At 70.1% G+C, this 18,570-nt stretch carries 19 protein-coding genes, 1 tRNA gene and 1 other RNA gene; 9 read left to right on the top strand and 12 right to left on the bottom strand.

Features of this window, described 5'->3' with window-relative positions:
- The first annotated feature begins 5 nt into the window (after positions 1 to 5).
- Positions 6 to 392 (top strand): PPOX class F420-dependent oxidoreductase, encoded by a 387-nt coding sequence (locus AWB89_RS01710; protein ID WP_085171287.1) that lies wholly within the window; start codon positions 6 to 8, stop codon positions 390 to 392.
- Here the strand turns inward: AWB89_RS01710 and AWB89_RS01705 are convergent.
- The 4 genes from AWB89_RS01705 to AWB89_RS01690 form a co-directional block, all read right to left on the bottom strand.
- Complete coding sequence (locus tag AWB89_RS01705; protein ID WP_085171286.1) at positions 376 to 1,539, bottom strand: zinc-binding dehydrogenase; 1,164 nt, start codon at positions 1,537 to 1,539, stop codon at positions 376 to 378. The two genes, AWB89_RS01710 and AWB89_RS01705, sit on opposite strands and share 17 nt — an antisense overlap.
- Positions 1,540 to 1,625: 86 nt before the next feature.
- Positions 1,626 to 2,612, bottom strand: coding sequence for an SDR family NAD(P)-dependent oxidoreductase (locus AWB89_RS01700; protein WP_085171285.1), 987 nt, complete (start codon positions 2,610 to 2,612; stop codon positions 1,626 to 1,628).
- Positions 2,613 to 2,631: 19 nt separating this feature from the next.
- Positions 2,632 to 3,333, bottom strand: a complete 702-nt coding sequence (locus AWB89_RS01695; RefSeq protein WP_085171372.1) for a cutinase family protein — start codon at positions 3,331 to 3,333, stop codon at positions 2,632 to 2,634.
- Positions 3,334 to 3,446: 113 nt separating this feature from the next.
- Positions 3,447 to 3,620 (bottom strand): CsbD family protein, encoded by a 174-nt coding sequence (locus tag AWB89_RS01690; protein ID WP_085095025.1) that lies wholly within the window; start codon positions 3,618 to 3,620, stop codon positions 3,447 to 3,449.
- 69 nt (positions 3,621 to 3,689) lie between these two features.
- Between AWB89_RS01690 and AWB89_RS27235 the strand changes: the two genes are divergently transcribed.
- Positions 3,690 to 3,842 (top strand): hypothetical protein, encoded by a 153-nt coding sequence (locus AWB89_RS27235; protein ID WP_162293290.1) that lies wholly within the window; start codon positions 3,690 to 3,692, stop codon positions 3,840 to 3,842.
- A gap of 43 nt (positions 3,843 to 3,885) precedes the next feature.
- On the top strand, positions 3,886 to 5,193 hold the full coding sequence (gene lipL / locus AWB89_RS01680) for an esterase/beta-lactamase LipL (protein WP_085171284.1): 1,308 nt from the start codon (positions 3,886 to 3,888) through the stop codon (positions 5,191 to 5,193).
- Here lipL and AWB89_RS01675 read toward each other — a convergent pair.
- The 3 genes from AWB89_RS01675 to AWB89_RS01665 form a co-directional block, all read right to left on the bottom strand.
- Complete coding sequence (locus tag AWB89_RS01675; protein WP_085095017.1) at positions 5,190 to 6,245, bottom strand: NAD(P)H-dependent amine dehydrogenase family protein; 1,056 nt, start codon at positions 6,243 to 6,245, stop codon at positions 5,190 to 5,192. The two genes, lipL and AWB89_RS01675, sit on opposite strands and share 4 nt — an antisense overlap.
- Positions 6,246 to 6,308: 63 nt before the next feature.
- Positions 6,309 to 7,466: a hypothetical protein gene (locus AWB89_RS01670; protein ID WP_085171283.1), complete on the bottom strand. Its 1,158-nt coding sequence runs from the start codon at positions 7,464 to 7,466 to the stop codon at positions 6,309 to 6,311.
- The gene (locus tag AWB89_RS01665) at positions 7,463 to 8,782 is read right to left on the bottom strand and encodes a hypothetical protein (RefSeq protein WP_085171282.1); all 1,320 of its coding nucleotides are present in this window, start codon (positions 8,780 to 8,782) and stop codon (positions 7,463 to 7,465) included. Before AWB89_RS01665 ends, AWB89_RS01670 begins: the two co-directional genes overlap by 4 nt.
- 44 nt (positions 8,783 to 8,826) lie before the next feature.
- Here AWB89_RS01665 and AWB89_RS01660 point away from each other — a divergent pair, with 44 nt between their 5' ends.
- Positions 8,827 to 9,171 carry a hypothetical protein gene (locus AWB89_RS01660; protein ID WP_085171281.1) on the top strand — a complete coding sequence of 115 codons (345 nt, stop codon included), beginning with the start codon at positions 8,827 to 8,829 and terminating at the stop codon, positions 9,169 to 9,171.
- 3 nt (positions 9,172 to 9,174) lie between these two features.
- On the opposite strand, the gene AWB89_RS01655 is transcribed toward AWB89_RS01660, so the two are convergent.
- The 3 genes from AWB89_RS01655 to AWB89_RS01645 form a co-directional block, all read right to left on the bottom strand.
- On the bottom strand, positions 9,175 to 10,521 hold the full coding sequence (locus AWB89_RS01655; protein ID WP_085095009.1) for a CHAT domain-containing protein: 1,347 nt from the start codon (positions 10,519 to 10,521) through the stop codon (positions 9,175 to 9,177).
- Positions 10,518 to 12,248: a hypothetical protein gene (locus tag AWB89_RS01650; protein WP_085171280.1), complete on the bottom strand. Its 1,731-nt coding sequence runs from the start codon at positions 12,246 to 12,248 to the stop codon at positions 10,518 to 10,520. Before AWB89_RS01650 ends, AWB89_RS01655 begins: the two co-directional genes overlap by 4 nt.
- A 95-nt stretch (positions 12,249 to 12,343) precedes the next feature.
- On the bottom strand, positions 12,344 to 12,826 hold the full coding sequence (locus tag AWB89_RS01645) for a lipoprotein LpqH (RefSeq protein ID WP_085095005.1): 483 nt from the start codon (positions 12,824 to 12,826) through the stop codon (positions 12,344 to 12,346).
- A gap of 137 nt (positions 12,827 to 12,963) precedes the next feature.
- On the opposite strand from AWB89_RS01645, the gene AWB89_RS01640 reads away from it, so the two are divergent.
- The gene (locus tag AWB89_RS01640; RefSeq protein WP_085095003.1) at positions 12,964 to 13,338 is read left to right on the top strand and encodes a hypothetical protein; all 375 of its coding nucleotides are present in this window, start codon (positions 12,964 to 12,966) and stop codon (positions 13,336 to 13,338) included.
- On the top strand, positions 13,335 to 14,075 hold the full coding sequence (locus AWB89_RS01635) for an enoyl-CoA hydratase/isomerase family protein (protein WP_085095001.1): 741 nt from the start codon (positions 13,335 to 13,337) through the stop codon (positions 14,073 to 14,075). Before AWB89_RS01640 ends, AWB89_RS01635 begins: the two co-directional genes overlap by 4 nt.
- A gap of 15 nt (positions 14,076 to 14,090) precedes the next feature.
- Here AWB89_RS01635 and lucA read toward each other — a convergent pair whose 3' ends face one another.
- Entirely contained in the window at positions 14,091 to 14,885 is a 795-nt protein-coding gene (gene lucA, locus AWB89_RS01630) for a lipid uptake coordinator LucA (protein WP_085171279.1), read from the bottom strand.
- A 101-nt stretch (positions 14,886 to 14,986) separates the two neighbouring features.
- A tRNA-Ser gene (locus AWB89_RS01625) sits at positions 14,987 to 15,075 on the bottom strand.
- Positions 15,076 to 15,141: 66 nt separating this feature from the next.
- On the opposite strand from AWB89_RS01625, the gene ffs reads away from it, so the two are divergent.
- The 3 genes from ffs (at position 15,142) to AWB89_RS01610 (ending at position 18,570) form a co-directional block, all read left to right on the top strand.
- Positions 15,142 to 15,238: signal recognition particle sRNA small type (gene ffs, locus AWB89_RS01620), an RNA gene on the top strand.
- Positions 15,239 to 15,347: 109 nt separating this feature from the next.
- Positions 15,348 to 16,640, top strand: coding sequence for an aspartate aminotransferase type Ic (locus AWB89_RS01615; RefSeq protein ID WP_142282411.1), 1,293 nt, complete (start codon positions 15,348 to 15,350; stop codon positions 16,638 to 16,640).
- Positions 16,641 to 16,749: 109 nt separating this feature from the next.
- The gene (locus tag AWB89_RS01610) at positions 16,750 to 18,570 is read left to right on the top strand and encodes a DNA polymerase III subunits gamma/tau (RefSeq protein ID WP_085171277.1); all 1,821 of its coding nucleotides are present in this window, start codon (positions 16,750 to 16,752) and stop codon (positions 18,568 to 18,570) included.

The following is an 18,570-nucleotide window of genomic DNA, read 5'->3' as shown; positions in this document are numbered from 1 at the left end:
CTGCCGTGCCTCTCCGCTTCCAGGACGTCATCTCGTCCAAGTACCTACTGTTGACCACGTTCACCAAGGACGGCCGTCCCAAGCCGACACCGATCTGGGGAGTGCCGGACGGCGACAAGCTGCTGGTCATCACCGATGACGGGTCGTGGAAGGTCAGGCGGATCAAGAACACGCCCCGGGTGACGATCGCCCGCAGCGCGGCGCTGGGCAAGCCCAAGAGCGAACCGGTCGAAGGGATCGCCCGGGTACTGCCGAAGTCCGAGACTCGGCGGGTCTACAACGCCGTGCTGAAGCGGTACTGGTACCACGCGTGGTGGTTCTACGCCCACTCGATCGTGCGGGGCGGCATCGACAAGGTGCACGTGGGGCTGGAGATCACGCCGGCTGAATAGCGTCGCTGCGGGGGTCGATGAGGATCTTCGCGTGCGCCTCGGGATCGCCGAGCGCGTCGAACGCGGCCTCGACGCCGCCCAGCCCGACCGTCCCGGTGATCAGTGGCGCGACGTTGACCTTGCCGTCGGCCAGCATGTGCAGCGTGTCGCGGAACTCCGGCGGGGTGTAGCCGAGCACGAACCGAAGGTCGATCTCCTTGTTGATCGCCATCGCCGGCCGGAGCTGGTCCGAGCCCATGCAGACCCCGACCACGACGACGCGCGAGAACAGCGGCGCGCTCGCGATGATGCCGTCGATAATCCCTGGGACACCGACGCATTCGAAGATGACGGGGTGCTTGGGCGTCGCGGCGCCGGCGGCCTCGGCGGCGCGCCAGATGTGCCACCAGGGCAGCCGCAGGCGCTGCAGCTTCTCGATCGTGCCGACCGCCAAGTCGAACGCCTCGACGACGCCCTTCAAGTGTTTACGGCTCGCGTCCGTCGTGTAGGGCGAGTCCTGCGCGGGATCGACGACGACGTCGGCCCCGCAGGCGGTGGCCAGCGCGCGCCGACCCGGTGCGAAGTCGCTGGCGACCACGGTGCGCACGCCGTGCGCCTTGAGCATGCAGATCACCGCGAGACCGATTGGCCCGCAACCGATCACGATGGCGACGTCACCCTTTCCGACCTCGCCGCGCCGGACCGCGTGCCAGCCGACGGCCATCGGCTCGGTGAGGGCGGCCACCTCGGGGGTCAGCCCGTTGGGCACGGGAATGGCCAGCGACTGCTCGACGAGGAGTTGCTCGGCATAGGCGCCCGGCGCCATCGTCGACAGGCCGATGCCGTGCACCTCCTTGCCGCGGCGCAGCAGCGGCAGGGCGACAACACGCGTTCCGGGCCGCGGGGCCTTGCGTGTGCCGGGGCCGTAATCGACTACCTCGCCACAGAATTCGTGCCCGAAAACGACCGACTGATTCGACCGCATGAACGCGTCGTACCCCGATTCGACCATCACGTCGGCGAGTTCGTCGCAGTGGTGGCGCGCATGCAGGTCCGACCCGCAGATGCCGCACCTGAGGACCTCGATCAGCAGCTGGCCCTTCGCCGGGGTGGGGGTCGGCGTGTCGACCACTTCGAGCTTCGCGTTGGTGCAGGTGACGGACTTCATCCTTCGGATCGTCCTCGCGCCCCCGCGAAAGTGCAACTGGCAACACGTGTCCCGAGAGCGGGCGCCCGTAGTTGCACTTTCACGGTTCAGCTGTCCGCGGCCCGCAGGGCCGCGAAGGTGTCGGCGACGGTTTCCTTCGGGTCGCGATAGGTGATGCCGAGTTCCCGCTCGCTGGGCGAATCATCCGACGCCGGCATCTGCGTGTAGTACTGCATGCCCGCGGATGTGAAAGGCGTGTCGAACGGCAGGAACCGGCCCGCCCGGTCCATGACGGCCCCGGCCACGCGCAGCGCGGTGTCCGGGATGGGAACCGCGACCATCGGGGTCCCGGCGACCTCGCCGAGCATCGTCGCGAGCTCGGCCGCGGGGACGCGATGCCCGCCCGCGGTGTAGCGGCGCGGCCCGCGCCCGGGCTCCAGGAGCGCCGCATGCAACGCGGCCAGGTCGCGGGCGTCGACGATCAACCAGGCCGCGCTGCGCCCCGGGATCGCGTGCATCTGCACCGCCGCCTTGACGCCCTCGCCGGCCTCGCCGAACTGGTTTCCGACCGGCGGGCCGAGCACCATGCCGGGATAGGTGATGTTCACCGGCGCGCCGGCGTCCTGCAGTCCGCGCGCATAGATTTCGACCTGCGCCTTGGACGTGCCGTATCCGTCCGCCCCGCCGACGACCGGCAGGTCCGCGGTCAGCGTCTCCAAGCCCGGATGAAACAGCGCGGTGAAGCTGGACACGTGAATGATCGGGTCCAGGCCCAGCTCGACTGACTGGCCGAGGACGTTCTGCGCGCCCTGCATGTTCGTGGTCAGCATCTCGTTGGTCTGCCGGGGGTCGACGGCCACCAGGGCGGCGCTGTGCACGACGGCGTCGCAGCCGCGCAGGGCCTCCCGCACCGACACGCGATCGGTGATGTCCCCGACGGCGAAGTCCGAGACGTCGACGCCCAGCTTGGCCACCGAGGTGTGCAGCCGATCGGGGTTGCGCACCAGGAACCGGATGGAGTGCCCGGCGTCGGCGATTGCCTTGGCGGTCCACCCGCCCACGAATCCCGTCCCGCCCGTGACCAGAACGTGCATGGTGCGATTCTGCACGGCGCTACAAATGGCTTGCGGCGTAGGTCGCGGCTTGGGCCGTCATCCCGTTCAGCGGATAGGACATATGCGCGAAGGCGTCGTTGCCGTCACCGCAGATCCCGTCGCCCGGCGCGCACAACTCCAGCGTCTTGGGCTGATACAGCGGGCCGATGGTGATCACCGGTGCGCCGTACTTCTGCAGCCACGGGCCCGACGGCGTCCCGAACAGCGTGACCGCCGCGACGTGGTTCGCGATCTCCGGTGGCATCGGCGGGGGCACCGCGGAAGCCGGTACGCCCGCCGGCACGGCGGCCGAGGTGGTGAAACCGGCCACCGCGGCGCCCTGCGAATACCCGCCCAGCACTTCCTTGGTGTTCGGGCAGTTTTTCGCCATCGACTCGATGTGGGTACCGGCGTCGCGGATGCCGTCGATGACGGTCGCCGGGAAACCGGGGTTGGAGAAGTCGGTGCTCGCGGGGTAGTTGACCGCATACACGCCGAGCGATCGGGTGCCGAGCTGCTCGCGCAGCGCGTCGACGAAAGACCCGCCGACGCCCCCGACACCGGGTGGTTCGCCCGAGCCGCGCGCGAACACCACCTCGACATCGGGACACGGATCCGCGGACGCGGCGGGGGCGGGCGTGCCGAACAGCGCGAAGGCGGCCGCCACCGCCGTCGCTGCCAGGGGTGTCGTGTATCGGCGCATGTTCGTAGGCCTTCGCATCATCGTGTCCTTTTACCCATATTCGGCGCCAAGTGCGGTATGGACGGGCGATCGACAAGGAAAGACCAGCGGGCCGTCGGCCGTCACCGGCAGACCCGCTGGTCAGCGATCACTTACTTCTTGAACGCGTCCTTCACCTTTTCGCCGGCGTCCTTCAGGCTCGACTTCGCCTGATCGGCGCGGCCCTCGTCCCGGGTCTCGGGGTCACCGCTGGCCCGGCCGATCGCCTCCTTGGCCCGGCCGCCGAGATCCTCGATCTTGTTCTTCATCTTGTCTGCGCCACTCATGCTGCTGTGACTACCCATCGTTGGGCGATCTTGAAACTGCAGCTCGCCGTGGCTGTCATCATGGAGTGCGTGGGCACCGCAATCGTGGTGGCGATCGTCGCGACGCTGATGTTGCTGGGCATCGGCATGGTGGTCAATCAGCTGCTTCGGCTCAGAAAGTGGCTGAACGCCCAGCCTCCCGAGAAACCGCCCGGCGAACAGGCCGACCACCCCCTGGAGTGAGTGGTGTCCGGGGCTTTTCCCAGCTGATAGCTTGATTCGCGTGATGGCCTCTCGTCGCGGATCGGCCCTGCTGGTGACCGACGACGGCTTGCCACGCGGCGTGTCCGGGGCCGCCGACCCGCACTTCGCCAACGTGATCGGGATCTTCGCGCGGCTGTTCCCCGGCCGCCGGTTCGGCGGGGGAGCGCTGACCGTCTACATCGACGGCGTGCCCGTCGTCGACGTCTGGACGGGCTGGTCCGACCGCGCCGGCACCGAGCGCTGGACCGCCGACACCGGCGCGATGGTGTTCTCGGCGACCAAGGGCGTCGCGTCGACCGTGATTCACCGCCTGGCCGACCGGGGCCTGCTGTCCTACGACGATCCCGTCGCCGACTACTGGCCCGAATTCGCGGCCAACGGCAAGGCCGACATCACCGTCCGCGACGTCCTGCGGCACCGATCCGGTTTGTCGCACCTGCGGGGCGTCAGCAAGGCGGAGCTGATGGACCACCTCCTGATGGAGGAGAAGCTGGCCGCCGCACCCGTCGACCATCTGCGCGGCGTGCAGGCGTATCACGCGCTCACCTACGGATGGCTGCTCTCCGGCATCGCCCGGGCGGTGACGGGCAAGGGCATGCGCGAGCTGATCCGCCAGGAGATCGCGCGTCCGCTCAACACCGACGGTCTGCACCTCGGACGTCCCCCCGAAGGGTCGCCGACGAGACCGGCGCAGATTCTGTTGCCGCAGGGCCGACTGCGCGCCCCGGTGTTCAATTTCGTCGTGCCGAAACTGGCGGGCCTGCCGTTCTCCGGCGCGCTCGGAGCGATGTACTTCCCGGGTGTCATCTCGCTTATCAAGGGCGACACCGGATTTCTCGACGGCGAGGTGCCAGCGGCCAACGGCGTGGTGACCGGCCGCGGCCTGGCCAAGATGTACGCCGTGCTGGCCAACGGCGGCCGGATCGACGGCAAGAAATACCTGTCCGAACAGTTGGCACGCGGCCTGACGGGTGAACCGCGACGCAAGTGGCCCGACGCAAACATGGTGGTGCCCATGCCATTTCACCTGGGCTACCACGAGTCGCCGGTGCCCGGCCTGCTCAAGGGTTTCGGTCACGTGGGCTTGGGCGGAACCCTCGGCTGGGCGGACCCGGAATCCGGCAGCGCGTTCGGGTTCGTCCACAACCGGCTGCTGACGCCGTTGCTGTTCGACATGGGATCGTTCGCCGGTTTGGCCAGCCCGTTGCGCAACGCCATCGCGGCCGCCCGCCACCAGGGCCCGCTCGAGGTGCCGCAGCTGGGCGCGACCTACGCCAAGCCCGCTCGGCGTCGGGCGGCAACGGCGACGGCGGCGTCGGGCGACGGTTAGACCTTCGCGAAACCCCGGGGAAGGGTGAGCGGCAGGTCGGCGTACGTGACGATGCCGGGCGGGGCGGCGACGACGGCCGGGATCGCGTTGATGACGGGCAACGCCGTCATGATGTGTCCGAGCGCCATGAAGTCGGCGATGGTCTCGGCCTGGAAGTACGGCGGCGGCAGGAAGCCGACCTTGGTGGTCACCGTCGGCTGCCCGTCGATCTGGATGACCCAGCCATCCTGCTCGATCTTCCAATCGGGCTCGAGCGTCTGCCCCTTGCGCCACCGCACGTTGAGGTCGATCAGGGTCTTGCCGTTGACGATGCCCTGCCAGCTGATGTAGACGCCGGCGACGCATCCCGCGGCGATCGTCCAGGAGGCCATCTCGAGATCGGCTGTGGTCTGGGCGAATTCGGCCACGCAACGCACCTCGTCGAGCTCGACGCCGAGCGCGTCGGCCACCAGCAGCACGGCCTCGCCGAAAATGGCGGTGCCCTTTCGGGCCATCTCCTGCAAGTCCGGGTGGTTGATCGGCTGGCCGAAGCCCACCGGCTTCTCGGTGTCCGGCGAGTCGTAGAACGTGGTGTCGGCCGCCTCGATCACGCTGACCTTGTCGATCCTGTTGCACACCATCGCCGAGACGATGGCCAACAGCTCGGCGAAGCCCGGGCTGACGCCGGAGCCGAACATCGTCGAGCCGCCCTTCTGGCAGGCTTCGACGATGCGGTCGCGGCCCTCGCCCAGATTGGTCCCAGTGATGAAGGAGGCCGTCGTCACCACGTTGACGCCCGCGGACAGGATGCGGACCAGCTCGTCCACGTCGATCCACATCGGGTTGTAGACGACGCAGTCCGGCTTCAGGGCGAGCAGCGCGTCGACGTCGTTGGTGGCGGCCACGCCCAGCGGCGCAATGCCGACGAGCTCACCGGCGTCACGGCCGGCCTTAGCCTCTGACCAGGCATAACAGCCCACAAGTTCGAGCGTGGGGTTGTCCGCGATGGATTGCAGCGAGCTCTTGCCGACGTTCCCGGTGGTCCACTGAACGACGCGATAGTTGTTTGGCACTCGCTCAGCATAGGGAATGAGGCCCGGCCGGGCGACAGGGAGTTTCGCGGCCCGCGGGCGGCCTCAGTAATCCGATTCCGCAGCCAGGATCTCGGCCAGGAAAGCGTCGTTCGACGGCTGGTCCAGCCGCGCCCGCGCCCAGCGGCGGACCCTGTCCCGGGTGTCGCGCGTCTCGATCCCGTCGGACACCTCGGCGCCGACGATCACCGACGTCACCGACCAATCGTGGTCCCAGGCAGCCGATTCCGTCACCGGCCGCCGCTCGCCGTCGACCAGTGGGAGAGTGGCATCGCCGTCGGCGTCCAGGGCGCCGCTGCCGCTGATGGACCCCGACCGCAGCTGCACCGCGATGCCGGTGGCCGGGCCGGGCCCGATCACGCCCGCCCGCACGACAGCGACCACCTCGGCGCCGGCCACCTCGACGCTCCAGTCGACGGTGTTCTCGCTCGCGTCGAAGATCCCGGGCGGCACCGCGCTCCAGCTGACGGACGCGGCGCCGCGGGCGATCGGGGCCGCGCCCCGCGGGCCCGCGCCGGTGCCGGCGGCCAGCGCGTAGTCATCCCGACGCCCGGCCGGCCGGGCCAGCTCGCCGGCCGGCGCCATGCCCGAATCATCCAGCAGCGCGTGCAATTGCGCCCATCCCGCGCCGTCGACGCCCACCTCCTCGGCCAGCCCGGCGCCGGCCCGCACCAAATCGAGGACCCGCGGATCGCCACCCCGGGCGTGGCTGGACAGGGCCAGGGCGTGCGGCGCCAGCAGCTCCTCCACGTCCGAGTCCAGGGTGTCGTCGGTGAAGAAGCCCTGCGCACCGGAGGTCAGCAGCGCGACCTCCACGTCGAGCAGCGCTCGGTCGAGCCCGGCGATGCCGTCCAGGCGGCTGGCGGGCCACCACCGCCGCAACCAATGGCCCACGGCCAGCCGCCGCAGCGGGGCGAGGGATCCGGGCACGATCTCGACGCCGGCGAGCTCGATGCCGTGCGGTTGATCGGCCGCGACGTCGACCGCCGACACGAGGGCGACGTGCCCGGACTCGCCCAGGACGCGCCACAGCCAGTCGGCGCGCGACAAATCGGTGAAGGCGATTCGGGTTCCGGCATCGTCTGCGGGATCGTCGATCAGCCAGGACAGCACCGCGCCACTGACCTCCAGCACCGCGGTCAGCGGCGTCTCGGCGGGTGCGGCACCCGTCGTCCACAGCCCGGAATCGGCGACCAATCTCATCCGGCCACCTGCAATTCCAGCATCGCCTTGATCCGTTGCCGGTGATCCAGGCTCACCGACCGCGCGACGCCCTCCAGCAGTGACCGCACCTCGTCGACGTCATCGCAGGGCTCCTGCCAGACGTCGCGGCCGTGCAGCCGCGCCCAGAGCCGGCTCAGGTAGGGCTGCGCATAGGCGGCGAGGTCGTCGACCACCTGCCGTTGCCGGGGATGGATCGGGCCGCCCTCGGCGAGGTAGCGCCGCGCGTGCAGCACGTAGGCCTCCTTGCGCAGCCGGGCCTGGATCTGCGCGGCCAACGCGTAGCGGCTGGAGACCGACGGGTCCAGGGGCGCGAGCTCGACCGCCACCTCGATGCCGGCCACCAGCGTGGCCTGCTTGTCCTCGGACAACAGCCCCCAGGGCGCGGATGCCCGGTCCACTTCCTCCTCGCACAGCAGCGGGATGTCGGGCAGCGCGTCGCGGTCCATGGCGCGCCGCAGCGTCGCGCGCACCCGATCCACCACGCTGCGATCCAGCGGGCGATCGCTGTCGGATTCACCGGCGATTCGGGGCTGCCGTTGTGGCTCAACCGAACTCAAGCCGAGCTCGACGATGGACCACGGCAGCTCGGCGCCGTCCAGCCGGGCCAGCGCTCCCAGGTTGTACGGGGTCGCGTCGGAGATCACGGCCGACCACACACGCTGCCGGGCCGCCGCGGCCCGATGGCCGTGGGCGGGTCCGAGCACCGTGCCGAGTTCGGCCAGGAACGGGCCGGTTTCCGGTGGTGCGGCGCGCACGTCACGCCAGCTGCGGTCGAGCTGCTCGGCGAGCCTGCCGACGACGTCGGGGCTGGCCACGTATTGGCGCAACACCTCGATCGCGGTGCGGTCGCGGCCCTGGTGGATATCGGTGAGTACGGCGGCAGCGGTCTCCCGATCTTGCGGCGCCGGTGCGCCTTTCGTCACCGCGAGCTCGAAGCAGACCGGGAAATACAGTTCCTGGGCGTTGCCGGTGCGTATCCGCTGCCTGCGGCGCTCGAGCTTGAGGGTGTCGAACCACGATGCCGCGTAACGCAGTTCGCGCCCGCTGCCGACGATCAGGTCGTGCATCGCGGCGGCGGTTTCCGGTGGGACGACGGGGGCCGAGTACTGGGGATTGGCGCGTAGCCGCAGCACCAACGGGTCGAGGATGCGTTTGACGGTGCGGCTCAAGGGGCCGCCGTCGTCGCTGCTGAGCACCTCGACGCCGGGGCCGATCGCGCGCCACGCGGCCTCGATCACCGACCGGCGCGGGTGGCCCACGGCGACGTCGGTCGCGACCTGCGAATCCGCGCTCATCTGGACAGGATAGGGGGTTGCGGAAAATATCGGCAGCCGAAAAGTTGGGTTCGGTAGCCGCCCGGCGGTTGGAGCCTGGTGGCATGAAGAAGCTCATCATGCTGCTGGACCGGTTCCAATTCGCTCGGCGCCGGGTTCCCGCCGGACCCGCCGTCGCGGTCGGCACCGTGCGCGACGTCGGCGACGAGCGCCAGATCTTCATCGAGGTGGTCGCCGTTTCCGGCGAGACCTTCATCGGGAAACTGGCGGGCGGCGCGGGCGATCCGGATGTGTCGATGCTGCGGCCCGGGCTCGTCGTGCTGGTGGCGTTCGATCCCGCTGCCCGCGAGGAGCTTTCGCTGCCGGACGACGTGCTGGCCGTCCACGCCGCCTGGCCGGCGTCGGTCTGAGCGCTATCGCGCCCCGTCCACCGCGAAAGTGACCAGGGCGCCCCAATACAGCGGGCTGGCGGTGACGTCGCCCTCCCGCCAGCGCCGCATCTGGGCACGCTGCCAGCGATTCACCGCGCACCCCGCGTCGGCGCCGTCGTGCGCGTCGTCAACGGCCACAACGACATCGGCCATCGGATCGGCCGCTTGGCCGCCGCCGAACCGTCGATAGGCCGCGGAGGTGGGCAGCGACCACAGGGTGGCGGTCACCAGCTCGGCGCCACCGAGAATCATCGCCGCCACCAGACCGGTGGCTTCGTCGAATTGGTAGTCGCCGCCTGAGCCGCAAGCCAGCAGGGCGACCCGCGGCGGGATCGGCAGTTGCAGCGACATCAGGTCCGAGGCGGTCAGGGGGCGGTGATCGCCGATCGCCTCGGCATCTCCGGCGATCCCGGCCGAGCAGGCCAGGTGCAGCGCGGCCTGGTCGGCCCGGCCGTGCGCCGAACTGGCGTGGCCGACGTACACGAGCCGGCTCGGTGCCTGCGCCAGCTGCTTGGCCAGCCAGAGGCGGTCGGCGTCCTGGCGGCGGAACAGCTCGACCGAGTCGGCGACCTCGGGCAGCACGGCGCGGCGTTGCAGTAGCGCGCCGAAGTGTTGCGCCAGCGGCGTTTCCGGCGACGGCCTGCCGAGCACCGAGCCGAGCGCGGAGTCGGGGCGCTGCCCGGGCACCCGGGGGTCGAGCACCAGCACCGGCGCGGCGCCGCGCCTGGCGTCCCAGCCGGCCGGCGCCCGCGGCGAGTGAACGATGTTGGGCGGCACCGCCATCAGGACGTCGACCAGTTCCATCAGCCGGTGGCCGTCGGTGTGGTCGCCGATGTCCGCTAGCTGCCACGGGATTCGGGCGGCGACTCGCCCGCTGCGGGTGATGGCGTCCTGGCGGGCGCGCACCAGCTCTTCCTTGCTGGGGCCCGATTTCGGCACGGCCAGCAGCCCCCAGGGCACGCGCGCCAATCGGGCGCTGGGCGAGACGAACAACACCGCCCGCGGCGATGCCGCGCACTGCGCCAACAGCTCCCACCCTGCCGACCCGATCAGCAGCACCCCGAGGATGTAGGCCACCGTGAGTTCGGCTTCCGGCGTCGCGAACGGACCATTGGTCAGCGCCCGCTCGATGGCGTCGGGGCGACTCTCGTCGCCGAGGGGCTCGGGGAGGGCTTGAGTCAACTCCTGCAACGCCGCGAGCAGAATCGGTTCCTCCACAACCCAATTGACGGTCTTGGCGGGCTGCCCGACGACCCGCAGACTGCCGTAGGTGGCGATCCCGACGTCGGCGAAGCGCAGTACCAGAGTCAGCCGGTCCGAATCGCTCATGGCCAGGTCGACCAGGCCGGCTCGGCGGCGGTGACGGCGCGGCCGTAGCGCTGCCGCGCCAGGTCGCGGTAGTGGCTCATGATCGGGGGGCTGTCGGGCTGCATCTGCAGCGGCGGCAAGGGGCCGAGCCGCGTCAGCGAGCCGCCGGCGCGCGGCGTCGCCGGGCCGGCCGCGGCCAATGCCACCTCCGCGTCGGTGTCGAGGACGACGGTCGCGGTGGCCGTCGAGGCCCATTCGCCGATTCTGGGCCGCTCCAAATCCGTGTCGAAAGTGCCGCGCGCGCTGTGGTATTCGACCAACTCGCTGATCAGTTGGGTGTTCTCCCACTCCCACGCGACGGCGAAGGCGCCGGCCAGGATGGGCGCCGAAATGCTGGCGGCCCAGCGTGATCTCGCGTCGGCGTCGGCAATCGAATACCGCACCGAGTCGACCGCGAGCGCGGCCGGGACCTTGAGCTCGGCGGCCTGTTCGAGTTTTTTCATCCCGCGCCAGTACTGCGGGGTGCCGACCTCGCCGTGCAGGATGCCGAGCCCCTCGGCCTGCCGCGCCTCGGTTTCCTGCAGCGTCTCGTCCGGGTCGCCCGAACTGTCGAAACCGAGGTCGGCCAAGGCATCCGCGCGCCACACCGTGCCGAGATGGCTGTCGAGCTGGGCGTACTGCAGCCAGCTGCTGCGGGGTGAGGAGTCGAGTAGCTCCCGGGCCTGGGCGATCAGCTCGACCGCGTCGGCGAAGCGGCTCCAGAAGATGGCAATCCAGCTGCGCTGCAACAAGATGCGGTGCAGGTGCAAGGGCTTGCCCAGTTCACGCCAGTGCCGCTCGGCATGCGCCCAGCACTCGTCGGCGGCTTCCAGCGCGCCCGAGCCGAGCCGGGTGAACCCCAGATACAGCCAGCACCGCGCGAGGTCGTGCGCCCGGTCGTATCGGGCGATGACGGGCTGGGCCTCGGCGGCCAGTTGCTCGGTGGTCGCGTGGTCGCCCATCGACCAGCTGGCCGCCGCGCGCTCCAATTTCGTTCGGGCGCTCGCCAATTCCCATCCCCGCACCTCCGCCCTCGCCCCCGCGCGGCGCAACCAGGGCTCGGCCTCGGCCAACCGGCCGGTCTCCACGCAGAATCTGCCGTACGCGGTGCCGACAGCGATCAGGAGGTGATCGGCCAGCTCGCCGCCGTCTCGGAGGCTTTCCACGCCGTCAAGCGCCTCTTCCCAAAGCGGGACCGATTGCACATGCAGGTCGTCGTCGCAGAGCGCCGAGGCGCACAAGACTTGCGCGTGGGCGCGCAGGTAGGTGTGTTCGCCGGCCAGGTCGCCGAAGTCGGACCCGGTGTCGCCCAACGCGCTCAGCGCCGACGCGGCGCCCTCGTGGTCGCCGACGGCCGCGGCCAGGCCGGCCTCCAAAAACAGCGCCCGCCGCGAGTATCGGCAGATGAGGTGCGCCACCTCGGCGCCGGACAGGCTTACCTGCGCCGCGGCGTCCGGCATCGTTCCGGCGGCGATCCCCGAATAGATGGCCAAACACTCGCGGATGCGCCGGATGGACTCGCGCACCCCGTCGTTCGTCCCGCGCGCGAGGTAGATCTCGCCAAGCTGCGCAAGGACTTCCAGCATCAGATCGTCACGGTCTTCGCGCTCGATCTGCGGCACCAGCGACAACAGCAGATCCCCCGCGCGCGTCTCGTCGGCGGCATACGCCAGCCGGCGGGCGTTCGCCAATTCGACGGGGATCGACACGGCTGCATCATAAGTCCGCCGTCGCGGGCATGGCGAGGTTCCGGAGCGGCGGGCGCGTGAGTGAGGGGTCGCCCGCCGCCCCGGAGTTCGATCGATCAACCGCAGGTCACCTTGATGTTGAAGTCCTTGGTGATCAGGCCGGCCATCGGGTTCTTCATGTCGGCGCCTTGGGCCTGACCGGTGATGGTGTAGGTCTTGCCGTCCACCGCCACGTTGGCCGAACCGACCTTGGCGCCCATGCCGTTGCTGACCGACAGGGCGCTGCCGTCGACGAATAGGGCCAGCGACTCGACCTTGGGGGTGGCCTCGTCGGTCATCACCACGGCCAGCGCCTGCTGGGCGCCCGAGTTGCCGCTGCCGATGTCGATCTTGCCGCCGGTCCTGACGCAGGTCACCGAGGACGGGTTCAGGCCGGCCAGGTCGGTGCCCCCCACCTTGACCTGCGCGTTGGTGCCGGCGGGGGCGGCGCTGGGCGCCGTGCTCGATGCCGGGGCGGCCGTGTGGCCGCCGCTCGAGCAGCCCACCAGCGCCGACGCGACGCCGAGGGTTCCAATCGCTCCCGCGATAAGACGATTCACAGGTTTTCCTTCCTTCATGCGCCGCCCCATTGGCGCCGCCATGTGCGCAAGTACAGGCGTGGCGGGCCGCTACCGATCCCAATTTCGCGCCCGGGCCGGTAGGCTGCCTCGACACGGCCCATGAAGGGAGACGCGCGATGGCGAGCGTGAAATGGCTGGAAAAGCCTGAAGCGCATGACTTCCCGGCGGCGGCCGACTACCTCGCCTTGCTCGCGGAGCCCGGTATCGCCAACCAGTTGGCGGAAAAGCTGAAGGCCGGAATCGTCAGCCACAAGAAGGCGAAGGACATCCTCCGGGCGGCGCAGCTCAGGCTGCTGCCCGACGACAATCCCCACGTCGCCGCGGACCTTTCCAAGATCAAGAAGGGGCAAGCGCTGTCCCCGATCCTGCTGGTGCGCGGCGACTTCACCAGGGGCGTGCCGTTGCAGATCGCCGACGGCTACCACCGGGTGTGCGCCAGTTACCACACCGACGAGAACACCGACATCCCCGTCGTTATCGTCTCATCGTGATCGAGATCGAAGCCGCCGGCGCGGTCCAGGTACTGACCCTGTCCTCCGGGCGCGTCAACGCCCAGGACGTCGAGCTGCTCAAAGAGCTGACGGACGCGCTGGGCGAGCTGCAGCACTCCGGGGCGGGAGCGCTCGTCATCACCGGGGCCGGGCGCGCGTTCAGCGCAGGTGTCGACCTCAACCGGGTGGTCGACGGCGGCACCGACTACACCGACCGGCTGATCCCGGCTCTGTCCGAGGCGTTCGAGGCGATGTTCTGCTATCCCGGCCCGACGGTGGCCGCGATCAACGGTGCCGCCATCGCGGGTGGCTGCGTGCTGGCGTGCGCCTGCGATCGCAGGCTGATCAGCCCCGAGGCGCAGATCGGGGCGTCCGAGGTGCGCGTCGGGGTGCCGTTTCCGGTCGCCGCGCTCGAGGTGATGCGCTACGCGTGCGGGGACCGCGCCGAGGACGTGTTGCTGGGCGGGCGCGTGTACCGCGGTGACGAGGCCATCGCCAACGGGCTCGTCCATCGGGTGGTCGCCGACGACCTCGTCGGGGCGGCCGTGGCGGAGGCCGCCGACCTCGGTGGCATCCCTGCCGACGCCTATCGCCATACCAAAGTGCAGCTGCGGGCACCCGCCCTGGCGCGGATGCGCGAGGGCGCCCTCGTCGACAGCGAGGTCACCCAGCTGTGGGGCGCCGAGGAGACGCAGCGGCGCATCGCCGCCTACGTGGAAAGCCTCAAGCGCCGCTGACGCCGTGGGCGGAGGTCACTCGTCGACCGCGACGCCGCCTCGGGTGCGCCGGCGCCGCATCCGGTGGGAGCCCTTGCCGGTCGGGCGGCGGTTCTGCAGCCCACCCTTGACCTCTTCGGTCTCCTGCGCGTCCGGCGCCTCCTCGGAAGCTTCGGCCGTTGCCACAGGATCTTCGACCGGCTTTTCGACCGGCTCCCCGGCCGGGGCTTCCTCGCTTGTTTCGGCTTCCGGGGCCTCTTCGGTCTCTTCGGCCTCTTCGGCCTTGGGCTCGGCGCCCTCCTCGGCGAGTTCTTCCGTCGCCTCGTCGGTCTCGTCGCCCTTCTTGCCGCGCAGGCCTCGCTTCTTGCGCTTCTCCTTCTTCGGCTTGATCGGCTTCGGCGGTGGCGGCGGCAACTCGGCGATGAACGACAGATAAAACGCGAAGATGCCGAGCACGCCGATCGCGGCGGCGGCGCCGTAAATGGCGAACAGCCACCGGCCGGCCGCGTCGAGGCTGAGCCAGATCTCGCCGATCGCCGTGCCGATGATCAGCACGCCGGCCAGCACGTGGGCCACGATCGACCACAGCCTGATGGTCAGGGCCAGCTGCGGGGTGCCCAACTCCGGCTTGCGGGTCCGCAACTGGGTGAAAACCACCGGCAGCGCGGCCAGGGCGATCAGCGCCCCCGTCACGATGCGCAGCGTCGTCCCCACCGAATGCGTGATGTCGCCCATCAGCTCAGGCCAGCGGGGCAGCACGAAAAAGAAGTAGAGGACGCCGGCAGCGATCGAAAACGTCGCGTGCCACGGTATGGCGACCTTGCGCCCCATACGCCTCCTCATGCTGCTGGTAAGCCCAGGCCAGCCTAAAGGCCGGTCAAAGCGATTCCAAACAACCCCCGTGTGTGGTCGCGCCTCATCGGGTGCGACGGTGGCGGAGGATGCGGGATTTGAACCCGCGAGGGCTATTAACCCAACCCGCGTTCCAGGCGAGCGCCATAGGCCACTAGGCGAATCCTCCGTGGGCCATGGTAACCGAGGGTGTCATGGCCGCCGTTAATCGCTTCCGGCCAGGTACTAGACTCGCCGAAGGACCCCGCGCGGCGTCTATCCTGTGAACTCCCCCAGGGCCGGAAGGCAGCAAGGGTCAATGGGCTCTGTCGGGTGCGCGGGGTCCCCTATGTTGGATGACTGGCGACCCGCTTCGCCCGGCTCCGCCGCGCTTGCGATCGCCAGTGGTTCGATGAGTGACCCCACCCCGGTTGGACGGTGAAAGGGCCCGCAATAGCTATGGTGTCGTTCCATTCCCTCAGCCCTGACGAGCTGACGGCGGTGCACGCGCGCAACCAGCAGGATTACGCGGAGTTGCAGGGCAAGAAGCTGGCGTTGGATCTGACCCGCGGCAAGCCTTCGCCCGAGCAGCTCGACCTGTCCAACCAGCTGCTGAGCCTCCCCGGCGACGATTTCCGCGATTCCGAGGGCACCGACACCCGCAACTACGGCGGCCTGCACGGCCTGCCGGAACTGCGGGCCATCTTCGGGGAGCTGCTCGGGATCCCGGTGCAAAACCTGATCGCCGGCAACAACTCCAGCCTGGAGCTGATGCACGACCTCGTCGCCTTCTCGATGCTGTACGGCGGGGTGGACTCGCCGCGGCCCTGGAAGGACGAGCCGGCCGTCAAGTTCCTGTGCCCGGTCCCCGGCTACGACCGCCACTTCGCCATCACCGAGACGATGGGCATCGAGATGATCGCGGTCCCGATGCTGCAGGACGGGCCGGACGTCGACCTCATCGAGGAGTTGGTCGCCGTCGATCCCGCGATCAAGGGCATGTGGGCGGTACCGGTGTTCGCCAACCCCACCGGCATCACCTACTCCTGGAAGGCGGTGCGCCGGCTCGTGCAGATGCGGACGGCGGCGCCGGACTTCCGGCTGTTCTGGGACAACGCTTACGCGGTGCACACCCTCACGCACGACTTCCTCCGCCAGGTCGACGTGCTGGGGCTCGCGGCCACGGCCGGCAACCCCAACCGCCCCTACGTCTTCGCGTCCACCTCGAAGATCACCTTCGCCGGCTCCGGGGTCAGCTTCCTGGGCGGGTCGCTGGGCAACATCGCCTGGTACCTGCAATACGCGGGAAAGAAGTCGATCGGCCCGGACAAGGTCAACCAGCTGCGGCACCTGCGCTTCTTCGGCGACGCCGACGGGGTGCGCCTGCAGATGCAGCGTCACCAGCAGATCCTGGCGCCCAAGTTCGCGCTGGCGCTCGAGATTCTGGACAACCGGCTGAGCGACTCCAAGATCGCCTCGTGGACCGAACCCAAGGGCGGCTACTTCATCAGCCTCGACGTGCTGCCCGGCACCGCGCGGCGGACCGTGGCGCTGGCCAAGGATGCCGGCATCGCGGTGACCGAGGCGGGCGCGTCGTTCCCGTATCGGAAAGATCCGGACGACAAGAACATTCGGATCGCGCCCACCTTCCCGTCGTTGCCGGACCTACGCGACGCGGTCGACGGGCTCGCGACCTGTGCGCTGCTGGCGGCCACGGAGTCGATGCTGGTTTCCTCCGCGTCGGGTGTGAGCTGACGGCGACGACACGCCGGGCGAGCCGACCGCTGCTTCACACTCAAAAGCCGGGGATGCACACTCGACGCCCGCCGGGCTCTAGTCACCGCGCGCCGGTAGCCTGCTGACCGTGGCCCTCTACCGCAAGTATCGACCGGCAACCTTCGCCGAGGTGGTGGGGCAGGAGCACGTCACCGAGCCGCTGTCGATCGCCCTGGAGGCCGGCCGGATCAACCACGCCTACCTGTTTTCCGGGCCGCGCGGCTGCGGCAAGACGTCGTCGGCGCGCATCCTGGCCCGGTCGCTGAACTGCGCGCAGGGGCCGACGGCCACCCCGTGCGGCGTGTGCGAGTCCTGCACGGCGCTGGCGCCCAACGCGCCCGGCAGCATCGACGTGGTGGAGCTCGACGCCGCCAGCCACGGCGGCGTGGACGACACGCGCGAGCTGCGGGACCGCGCCTTCTACGCGCCCGCCCAGTCGCGCTACCGGGTGTTCATCGTCGACGAGGCGCACATGGTGACCACCGCGGGGTTCAACGCGCTGCTCAAGATCGTCGAGGAGCCGCCCGAGCACCTCATCTTCATCTTCGCCACCACCGAGCCGGAGAAGGTGTTGCCGACCATCCGGTCGCGCACCCACCACTACCCGTTCCGGCTGCTGCCGCCCAAGACCATGCGGGCGCTGATCGGGCGGATCTGCGAGCAGGAGGACGTCGTCGTCGACGACGCGGTGTACCCGCTGGTGATCCGGGCGGGCGGCGGTTCGCCGCGCGACACGCTCTCGGTCCTGGATCAGCTGCTGGCCGGCGCCGAGGGCAACCACGTGACCTACCAGCGCGCGCTGGGGCTGCTCGGCGCCACCGACGTCGCGCTGATCGACGACGCCGTGGATGCCCTCGCCGCGTCGGATGCCGCCGCGTTGTTCGGCGCGGTCGAATCGGTGATCGACGCCGGCCACGACCCGCGGCGCTTCGCCACCGACCTGCTGGAGCGGTTCCGGGATCTCATTGTGCTGCAATCGGTTCCGGATGCCGTGAGCCGCGGCGTGGTGGACGCGCCCGAGGACGTGCTGGACCGGATGCGCGAGCAGGCGGCGCGGATCGGCCCCGCGACCCTGACCCGCTACGCCGAGGTCGTGCAGGCCGGGCTCGGGGAGATGCGCGGTGCGACGGCGCCGCGGCTGCTGCTCGAGGTGGTGTGCGCGCGGCTGCTGTTGCCGTCGGCCAGCGACGCCGAGTCGGCGCTGCTGCAGCGCGTCGAGCGGATCGAGACCCGGCTGGGCGTGTCCCTGCCCGCCTCCGAGAGCCCCGCGCCGCCCCGGCCCGCGGCGACCTTCGTCAGGCCGCGCAAGGAGGCCGCTGCGCCCGTCGCCAGGCCCGAGCCGAAACCCGAGCCGAAATCCGAGCCGAAGCCGACGCCGGCGCCGGCGCCCGAACCGGCCCCGCCACCGCCCGCGCCCGAGCCCGAATCACCCGCTGCCCCAGGCGAACTCAACGCGGCCGCGCTGCGATCGATGTGGCCGACGGTGCGTGACAAGGTGCGCCAGCGCAGCCGCACCACCGAGGTGATGCTGGCGGGCGCCACGGTGCGGGCGGTGGAGGGCGACACGCTGGTGCTCACCCACGCGTCGGCTCCGCTGGCCAAGCGTCTCTGCGAGCAGCGCAACGCCGACGTCATCGCCGACGCGCTCAAAGACGCGCTGGGGGTGAGCTGGCGGGTGCGGTGCGAGGTCGGCGCCGGCGAGCCGGCCGCGAGCGCCCCGGCGCCCGCCCGGCAGGAAGCGCCGATCGACGAGCCGGCCGAGGCGGATTCGGCGCAGCGCGACGAAGAGGAACACATGCTCGCCGAGGCCGGCCGCAGCGAGTCCTCGGCGCCGCGACGCGACCCCGAGGAGGTCGCACTCGAGCTGCTGCAGAACGAGCTGGGGGCCCGCCGGATCGACGGGGGCTAG

Source organism: Mycobacterium paraense (assembly GCF_002101815.1).
Taxonomy (GTDB): domain Bacteria; phylum Actinomycetota; class Actinomycetes; order Mycobacteriales; family Mycobacteriaceae; genus Mycobacterium; species Mycobacterium paraense.
This window is presented reverse-complemented; position numbering and strand designations above follow the sequence as displayed.